The sequence below is a fragment of the Psychrobacter immobilis genome, assembly GCF_904846285.1.
In the GTDB taxonomy this organism is placed as follows: domain Bacteria; phylum Pseudomonadota; class Gammaproteobacteria; order Pseudomonadales; family Moraxellaceae; genus Psychrobacter; species Psychrobacter immobilis_D.
Genome location: NZ_CAJHAD010000015.1, coordinates 63849 through 72350, shown reverse-complemented (window position 1 = coordinate 72350; position 8502 = coordinate 63849). Strand labels below are relative to the sequence as shown.

The 8502-nt window shown below is 41.1% G+C and carries 8 protein-coding genes; 3 read left to right on the top strand and 5 right to left on the bottom strand.

Annotated elements, in window-relative coordinates; all coding sequences use genetic code 11:
- Nucleotides 1–108 precede the first annotated feature (108 nt).
- Nucleotides 109–420, top strand: coding sequence for an NGG1p interacting factor NIF3 (locus JMX13_RS09760; RefSeq protein ID WP_201612309.1), 312 nt, complete (start codon nt 109–111; stop codon nt 418–420).
- Nucleotides 421–446: 26 nt separating this feature from the next.
- On the opposite strand, the gene JMX13_RS09755 is transcribed toward JMX13_RS09760, so the two are convergent.
- The 4 genes from JMX13_RS09755 to JMX13_RS09740 all read right to left on the bottom strand — a co-directional run bounded on the left by JMX13_RS09755 (nt 447) and on the right by JMX13_RS09740 (nt 3565).
- Nucleotides 447–797: a hypothetical protein gene (locus tag JMX13_RS09755; RefSeq protein ID WP_201612308.1), complete on the bottom strand. Its 351-nt coding sequence runs from the start codon at nt 795–797 to the stop codon at nt 447–449.
- A gap of 306 nt (nt 798–1103) precedes the next feature.
- Nucleotides 1104–1442, bottom strand: coding sequence for a hypothetical protein (locus JMX13_RS09750; RefSeq protein ID WP_201612307.1), 339 nt, complete (start codon nt 1440–1442; stop codon nt 1104–1106).
- A 258-nt stretch (nt 1443–1700) separates the two neighbouring features.
- A complete protein-coding gene (locus JMX13_RS09745; protein ID WP_201612306.1) occupies nt 1701–2360 on the bottom strand; it encodes a hypothetical protein in 660 nt (219 codons plus the stop codon).
- Nucleotides 2361–3361: 1001 nt separating this feature from the next.
- Entirely contained in the window at nt 3362–3565 is a 204-nt protein-coding gene (locus JMX13_RS09740) for a CsbD family protein (protein ID WP_201545367.1), read from the bottom strand.
- A gap of 509 nt (nt 3566–4074) precedes the next feature.
- On the opposite strand from JMX13_RS09740, the gene JMX13_RS09735 reads away from it, so the two are divergent.
- The gene (locus tag JMX13_RS09735; RefSeq protein ID WP_201612305.1) at nt 4075–4764 is read left to right on the top strand and encodes a TetR/AcrR family transcriptional regulator; all 690 of its coding nucleotides are present in this window, start codon (nt 4075–4077) and stop codon (nt 4762–4764) included.
- A 126-nt stretch (nt 4765–4890) separates the two neighbouring features.
- A complete protein-coding gene (locus JMX13_RS09730) occupies nt 4891–7101 on the top strand; it encodes a molybdopterin oxidoreductase family protein (protein WP_201612304.1) in 2211 nt (736 codons plus the stop codon).
- 73 nt (nt 7102–7174) lie between these two features.
- Here JMX13_RS09730 and JMX13_RS09725 read toward each other — a convergent pair whose 3' ends face one another.
- Complete coding sequence (locus tag JMX13_RS09725; RefSeq protein ID WP_201612303.1) at nt 7175–8500, bottom strand: D-amino acid dehydrogenase; 1326 nt, start codon at nt 8498–8500, stop codon at nt 7175–7177.
- Nucleotides 8501–8502: the final 2 nt, after the last annotated feature.

Below are 8502 nucleotides of genomic sequence, written 5' to 3'. Positions count from 1 at the left end.
GCACGAAATTATAAATCTATGCTATATCTGGCTTGTACTATGATCCACTGCAAACTGAATTAGGGACACGCCCTAGTAATTTTTTAAAGAGCATTAAAGGGGTAAGCGATGTATAAACTGACAGTTTTTATTCCGGAGAAGGCGCTAGAGCCAGTAAAAGTCGCCTTATTTGCGGCGGGTGCTGGAAAAATTGATGATTATGAGCAGTGCTGTTGGCAAGTAAAAGGGGCGGGGCAGTTCATGCCATTATCAGGCAGTCAGCCGCATATCGGCACGCAGGATACACTCGAAACCGTTATAGAGTGGCGGGTAGAGATGGTGGTGGCTGACGCGCATATTAAACCGGTGATTGAAGCACTAAAGCAGGCACATCCTTATGAAACGCCTGCCTATGATGTGATTGAAGTATTGGACTTTTAATATCTTAAATTTGTGATCAGAAATGATCAGTCTTCTTTGATTTTAATGACGTTGTAGCTTGGATAATCAAGCTCGATTTTATAGTCTTTACTGCAGCGGCGCGCCTTCACTTTTATTTTATTATCGCCTTTTTTATATTTGACGTCTTTGACCCGATAACCCATATTGCTGACCTGATTGGCCGCGCGTTGCTCGATAGCGGGCTGATAAAGCTCTTTATCAAGAGATTTGATGGTTTTCTTATGTTTCTTGGAGACCTTAGTATCTTTATAAATGTCTTCGTAAAGGTCGCCGTATGCATTATATCCAGGTGCGGTGACACAGCCAGTCGTTATGGTCAGTAACGCTGCAATGACGCTGAAAGTATGTTTTTTCATAATATCCTCTTATGATGTTAAAAGCATCAGCAACTATGCCATACAAAATCGCGCTATAAAAAATGGTCAAATAAACCAAGGGCTGGCTTATTTGACCAAAGGCACCAAGTAGTCAACGATGCCAAAAAGCTTAGCTGTACGTACTAAAAGGGAATTTAAGCAAATATTAAGTACGAGCAAGTTTCATTAAGTCTAAGAAACTAAATTGAGTATGCTGTGAGTAGAAATTACAACCATAGCTACTGTCTACACGCATAGTCAATAAACTGCAGCTCTCTTTTTTATGAGTTATTAAAGGCTGTCGATTTACTTATAGCGATAATGGTTATTATTGTAGCGACCATTATTGTTGTAACGGCCATTATCTTTTTTATGTTTAGCTTTTTTATTCTTGTGATGACCGTTTTTATTCTTATGCTTACCTTTTTTAATATCATGGTGAGCATTATTGGTTTTATAGCCGCCATTATTATAACGACCATTATTGTTATACTTGCCATTACCCTGATGCTGACCGTTTGGGTAGTAAACTCTTTGACCATCATGACTTGGCGTGACGGTACAACCAACGGTGGTGCCGAACAAAGCAATCACAATACCAGCAGAGAAAGCAGTTTTTAAAGTTGAGAAGCTTAATATCTTCATAATAAATATTCCTATTATCTCATTAATAATTTGGCGATTACTGGTGTTTGATTACTGATCTTAATGTTGCATGACCACAATAACGTTGCATAAGAAAAGCTAGCGCATAAAAATGCTAAATCGACCTAAAACTGGACTGTTTAAAGATTAATTATCCCAAACTAGCTTATCTGACTAAAGGCGTCAACTTACCAGTGATGCAAAAATCCCATTCAGATGCTATTTAAATGACTATGGGCAAAGATTTTTTGTTAAGGATTAATCTTTCTCAACCTTAATCACATTTAGGTTTGGATAGCCAAGTAAAATCTCATATTCTTGCGAGCCACGTTTCGCTTCAATTTCAAACACGCCGCGCCCGTTCTTTTCTTCGAGCTCGATATCTTTAACTTGGTAACCCATTGATCTTACCTTGTTGACCGCACCTTGCTTAATCGCTGGATAACGCGATTCTCTCTTGATGCTGCCTTCAGTATTATTTTTATAACGCTTATCGTTTTTATATTTGCCATTATTCTTGTACTTATCTTTTTTATAATCGTCTTTATCGTATCTGTCATCTTGCCAAATGTTAGAAGAGGCTGTTTTGTTTGAGCTAATGAGTCTTAAATCAGGATAGGTGTATTTTAACTCATAGGTTTGATTGTTCTTTTTAGCAATAGCGGTGATGGCTCGATTGCCACGATAGTTATCAGAGCGGATGTCCATGACTTGATAGCCTTGGCGGCTCAGGTTATTGCGTAAAGTTTGACTCACATGCTTATAGTCAGCATTACCGTAATCGCTGTTGCCGCCATATATTGGGTAGTCTTCGTAACCTGGACCGACAACGGCACAACCGGCTACTGTCCCTAACATAGTCAGCGCCAAACCAGCAGATATTGCTGTTTTAAATGAGAAAGCAGGTAGAATTTTCACGATAAAATCTCCTTTGGTATAGCGTATCTGAGTAAAGGACTGTTGTTGATGAGATTTGAATTTTTAATAGTGATTGGTATAAAGGGTTAAATATTTTATAAAGGATTATTATTAATAATCGATATTTGTTTTTTAATCTTGAAATATTTTCTTACATACACATAGTAAGACTTAAAAATCATTAATACATGTCTTTGGTGTTAAGAAGTTGTAAATTTTGCAAATATTTGCGTAAGCATTCGGCGCTTTAGGTGACTAAGCTGTTGCTAAGCTTATTAAACATCGCTAACTCTTTTTGCGTTTAAATAAATACTACAGTGATTTAGAAGTCATTCATTTTCAATAATAAGAGCTTTATCAATGACTTATTTAATCATGGCTGTTTTGACAAGAGACCATGTAAGTATATGCTTACACGCAATGACGCTTACGCGACTTAACAGGTGCCTCACAATTTGACACTATACACACACGGCATAAGGGAATGTGACTCAAGGATTGAGTTGACCGTATTAAGGATAATAGTTCAATCGCTAGCATCAGGATGATAATAGCAATTGGGATAAGGACACATGACCCGTGCTGCAGGCAGATAATGCCAGTAGTAGTCAGAAAGAATGGGCAGGATGCCCAGCTATCACAATATACTCAATAACCTGCAAGGATGCAGCGATTAGAGTGGTGATGGATAACAAGGATAGTTAACAATAAAACCGCATAACAATTAATTGCTATGCGGTTTTATCGTGTCTGGGTGTTAAGTGTTTTCTATAATGCATTTCTCAGAAAATATATCTCGTGACAATTATCAAGAATGATCGATAGCAAAAATGCCAGTTGTCAAAAACAATAAATATCTCCTACTGCTATTGTCGATATGACTAATTAGGTATGAATAGTAAATAAAAAAAGGCCACATTGGAATCAATGCGGCCTTTTGTTTAATTAATAACTTATAAAGATGTATGCTTATAACAAGGCTTTATAAGAAAAATTATTCATTAATATTTGTTTTCAGTACGCCATGCGTCGACTTCGCGCTCAGCGTCGTCTTTACTGTGACCATAACGCTCTTGGACTTTGCCAACTAGCTTGTCACGGCTACCTTCGATATGTAATAGATCATCATCAGTCAGGTCAGCCCATTTCTGCTTAACGGTACCTTTCATCTGTTTCCACTCGCCTTTTAGCGTATGTTCGTTCATCTTGATATTCCTTATTCTAGTTATTGCGTCTTTGGATGTCTGTTATTTAAAAGTTTAACTCGACAAGTTATATGACGCTTTGGTATTAAATTATTATTTATGATTCTTCTTGCTTGTTCAGTACTATTTTTAAGTACTCTACAACTAGCCAGTGGCTAACTTGTGATACCAATATATGAATTCCAGCGGCGCTTGTCTGTATGGGCAGTGTTCGTAGTGTTGCTCAAGTATGATAAAAGTCGCCACTATGTTATGGGCAACATAGTTGTGTAATAGAGAGGGCAGTTTGTCAGTGTAACAGGTAAAGAATGATGATGAATAATCCACTATTTAGGTATTTAAATATAGACTTATCTTTTAAATAACTATAGCCTTATAGTTGAAATAACAGTACTTTTATGAGCTTTATAAAACGTATGCCTTATGAAACATAGGCTTTATTAAATATAGATATTAATGAACATGAGCACTGTTAAACACAAGCATTGTTAAACATAGGCAGATTGATAATGAGCTTACTTAATACCGTCAATGCTACAAAAACGGAAACAAAGCGTGAGTTGGCAAAAGCGAAAACCCGTCAAGCATTGTTAAGAAGTGCTTTGCAGCTTTATAGCGTGGAAGGCGTTTGCGGTATGAGCATGAACAAAATCGCAAAAGGTGCCGGTATTGCGCAGCCCAGTTTTTATAATCATTTTGCTAGTTTAGAGGTATTGCAAAATGAATTGAGCACACAGCTTAAGCACAACTATTTATCACCGATGCGCATGGCTTGGGTGGATATGCTTAAAGACTATGCAACGCTGTCTAAAGAGGCGTTTAATCAGCGCTGTCAGCATTGCTTGACGATGATTTTTGATGCTGCATTTCAAAATATTGTGTTATTCCAGCGTTTAATCGAAGATAGTCTGCGCTTTGATTCAAAAATAGAACGTCAAGGTTTGGGAAGCTTGATCACAGAAATACGAGAAGAGTGGAGCAAGATATTTATGCAGGGGTTGCAGTCAGCCGAGTGTGGTTTTGAAGAATCTGACGTTCATCTTTGTGTCGATATCGCTTCCGCCCAAGTACATGAGCTGATATTAGGTTGTCATCAACAGCGTTATTCACGGCAGCAGGCCATTGAGATATTATGCAAAAACTTTGATGGACTTTTTAGTAGTTTTTTCACCGAAGATAAGCACAGAGTGAATGGTTAATTATTCAGCTTATCAATGTTTAGCTTCGGCTAACTGTCAATTTTTTGAGACTAGCAAATTTATTAACCTTATAAAACGGAATTTATATAGTAAAAGCGATAGTAAAAAACAACAGGGAGCGCGACCATGAGTAGTGAACAAATTAACACGGATGCACAAACACATTTTAGAACCTGTAACTTATGTGAAGCGATGTGCGGTATTGTCATCAAGCACGATGGTAAAAAGGTGCTATCGATTAAAGGCGATAAAAACGATCCATTTTCTAAAGGTTATATTTGCCCAAAAGCGACTGCTTTGCAAGACTTGCATGAAGACAGCGATCGCCTGCGTCATCCCGTTGAGAGAACCGCTAACGGTTGGAAAGAGATTAGCTGGCCTGAGGCGCTCGATAAAGTAGCCGCGGGTATTCAGTCGGTACAGAAAAAGCACGGTCAAAATGCTTTCGGTATTTATCTTGGTAATCCCAATGTCCATAATTTAGGCGGCATGCTGACCATTAAGCATTTATTAAGCAGTATCAAGACGCGCAGTCGTTTTTCTGCGACCTCAGTCGATCAACTACCGCATCATATTGTTAGCATGCACCTGTTTGGGCATATGCTACGTATCCCTGTGCCTGACGTTAATCGAACTCACTATATGCTCATCATTGGCGGCAATCCGTTGGCGTCTAATGGCAGTATTATGACCGCACCAAATATGCGCCAAAAGCTAAAAGATATCAAAGCCCGTGATGGCAAAGTAGTAGTGATTGATCCAAGGCGTACCGAAACGGCAGACATTGCGAGCGAGCATCATTTTATTCGTCCAGCAACGGATGTTTTATTTTTGCTCGCCATGCTCAATGAAATCTATGCGCAAGGGTACGCGGACCAAGCACAGGCTAATAATAGAGCCGTCGCACTGACGCCAGAGCTTGCGAGCTTAGCAGATTTTGCCAAAGACTATAGCGCCGAATCCGTAGCTGATATTACCGGCATTGCGGCAAGCGAGATTAAACGACTCGTGAAAGAGTTTTGTGAAGCTGAAAGCTCGGTCTGTTACGGACGCATGGGTGTCTCGGTGCAAGAGTTTGGCTTATTAAGTCAGTATCTCATAATGGTCATTAATATTGTCACGGGGCGCTTGGATGAAGTGGGTGGCTTGATGATCCCCAATCCTGCTGTCGATGTGGTCAATAACTCAGGCCCAGGCTATCTTGGTAAACGCCATAGTCGCGTGAGTAACTTGCCTGATTTTAATGGCGATTATCCCGTCGTGGCGATGGCGGATGAGATGCTCGTAGAAGGCGCGGGGCAATTAAAAGGCTTTATAACCGTCGCTGGCAATCCTGTCCTAAGTACGCCAAATGGTGAAAAGTTAGATACGGCGTTTGCCAACTTGGATTTTATGGTTGCGATTGATTACTTTGTGACAGAAACCAGCCGCCATGCGCATATCATTTTGCCACCCGTCTCGCCACTAGAGCGTGACCATTATGACGTTACCTTTAATAATTTCGCTGTGCATAATGTGGCGAAATATTCAAAAGCATTATTTGCTAAGAAAAAAAGTGCCAAACATGACTGGCAAATCTATTTAGAATTAGCAAAACGTCTAGATAAAAAAGCAGCGCTTGCAACCAAAATTGAGCGCCGATTGGTCAATATTTTAGGACCAAAATTTATGCTTGATCAAGGGTTAAGACGTGGACCTTATGCTGGCATGAGCCTAAATAAGCTTAAGAAAAAGCCGCATGGGTTTGATTTAGGGCCCCTCAAAAGGATGCTACCGCAAGCATTAAAGCATAAAGACAAGCAGATTCATCTTAATATTAATTTTTATCAAGCCGACTTAGAGCGGGTACGGGAAATGATGCAGAACTATGACGATAAGCAAATTTTACTCATCGGTCGTCGCCATGTCCGTAGTAATAATTCGTGGCTGCACAATAGCTATCGCTTGGTAAAAGGCAAACCGCGCTGCACGCTTATGCTGCATCCTGAAACGGCCAAAGAATACGGTATCGAGGATGGTCAAAATGTAAAAGTTATCTCGCGCGTTGGTAGTGTAATGATAGTTGCAGAAGTCACGAACGAGCTGATGCCAAGAGTGGTAAGTATTCCTCATGGCTGGGGACACGGCCGTAAAGGCGTGAAACAAAAAATTGCGCAGGCTCATGCAGGCGTCAGTGTCAATGACTTGACGGACGATATGTTAATTGACCAGCTAAGTGGCAATGCGGCGGTCAATGGCGTACCTGTGCAGTTGGAAGCGATTGAGCCAAAAGAGCTTGATTTGGATACCATCGATTATGACGTTGATTCCGATATTAAATCAGGGAGCGCTGCATAAAATAGCTCTAAAATAAAAGACTGTAATTTAAAAAAGGCACTTATAAAAGTGCCTTTTTTTACGTTCCTAATTTTTACGTTTCTAAGCCAACAAAATCAAAATCGACTGGCGGTGTCTCGCCCTGTATTAATAAGCTGATAGCCTTTGCCGAGCCGCAAGCATGGGTCCAGCCAAGCGTACCATGACCAGTATTTAGCCACAAATTATCAAATTTGGCGTATGTATTTTGACTACCATGACGGACTTGACCTCTATGCGCGCGCCCTATTAACGGCACATTAGAGGGTGTCATTGGACGTAGCCCTGTCCAATATTGAACAGAATTAGCAATGATACCTTTGGGGAATAACTGCTGCACACGGTGGGTAATGGCTTCGCAGCGTGTGCTATTTAAATCCAAATTGTAGCCGTTAAATTCTGCCGTGCCAGCGACGCGCAATTTGTCACCAAGGCGTGAGGTGACCAGCTTAAATTCATCATCGATGAGACTAATAAAGGGTGCAAGATGTGGCGAGCGGGGATTGATTTGATAGGTAGCAGAATAACCCTTAGCAGGGAAAATTGGCAGATGCATATTCAGTGGCTTCATCAGCGCTACGCTATAGCTACCGAGCGCTAGTACATGGCTATCCGCACTAAAAGTCTGCGCGTTTTCACCCTTGGGTCGAATAGTAATACTATGGATATGTGGGCTAGTAGAGTCGGTGTCCGCATTTAACGCCAAAATCTCGGTATCATATAAGAACTGCACGCCAGCTTCGACGCAGCGCTGAGCTAAGCGTTGGGTAAATAAATGGGCATTACCTGATTCATCACGGCTGGTATAAGTCGCGCCTTTGAGTTTGTGCGCAATAGGGTAGAGCGCGGGCTCGAGGCTGACGGCATTATTGATATCAATGATATGGCGCTCACAGCCTAACTCTTGCATGCGCTTGGTTGGTGCAATGGCGGCATCAAACTCAGCTTGGTTGGTATAAAAATGCATGATGCCGCGCGTTTGCTGCTCATAATCAATACCGATATCAGCACGCAGCTGTTGTAGTGCATCTCGTGAATATAAACCTAAGCGTACCATTTGTACCAAATTGGCATCGGCTCGTTCTGCGCGGCATTCTTGTAAAAACTGCATCGCCCACTTAAGCTGCGCCTTATCAGCACGCAAGCGATATAGTAGCGGCGCATCCTCGCGAAACAGCCATTTAAAGGCTTTCATTGGGGCAGCAGGGTTGGCCCAAGGCATCGCGTGCGAGACAGATATCTGCCCACCATTGGCAAATGAAGTTTGCATACCTGCGGCTGACTCACGTTCAATGACGGTTACATCGTAGCCTGCTTGGCGAAGATACCATGCGGTGGTCACGCCCACTACACCTGCTCCGAGTACCGCAATATGACTCATAA